Origin of the sequence: Peptoniphilus rachelemmaiella (assembly GCF_943169845.1) — a bacterium.
In the GTDB taxonomy this organism is placed as follows: domain Bacteria; phylum Bacillota; class Clostridia; order Tissierellales; family Peptoniphilaceae; genus Aedoeadaptatus; species Aedoeadaptatus rachelemmaiella.
In genome coordinates this window covers 1-525 of sequence record NZ_CALPBW010000041.1, presented here as the reverse complement: position 1 = coordinate 525, position 525 = coordinate 1, and the positions used below count along the sequence as shown (strand labels likewise).

At 42.7% G+C, this 525-nt stretch carries 1 protein-coding gene; it reads right to left on the bottom strand.

The annotated features are described in order from the left end of the window. Nucleotides 1–173 (bottom strand): HTH domain-containing protein (locus KO087_RS09680; RefSeq protein WP_421949892.1); only part of this gene is annotated, 173 nt, incomplete at its 3' end. Between the last annotated feature and the right edge of the window lie 352 nt (nucleotides 174–525).

Below are 525 nucleotides of genomic sequence, written 5' to 3'. Positions count from 1 at the left end.
TCGAATCCGGCTTCAATGAAGATTTGTTTAGGCCGCTTGCCCGTGGCCAGTGCATCAATGAAGTGTTTTTTAAATTCGGTCGTATAGAAAATGTATTGTTCGTTGACTGATTTGACATTTGGATTGGCGCGTAAGATTTCTTGTTCTTCAGCGGTTAGTTTTCCTCGTCCCATGGTTTCCCTCCTTAATTGAATTATACACGATTTGAGGTAGGGGGTATGTCCAAATCTTGGGGACCGGGTTACTTCCGCTCTGAGCTCTTTTCCCTGCCCCCGGGTTTCAAAATCGTGTAAGAATGAAATTTTAAAGATGAATCGATAAACCTGTTTGTCTCGTCTATCCGTTGACATAAGAATGAAGACGCCCAATAAATAAAAAAGAGGGCTCTCGCTTTTCTTCGAGAAATATGTATTTTTAAATAGAGAAAGGACGTGTTTCCACGTCCTTTCGCTATTTGTTTTTTTGTTATTCGACAATTTTGGATACAACCCCGGAGGCGACGGTGCGGCCGCCTTCTCTGATGGC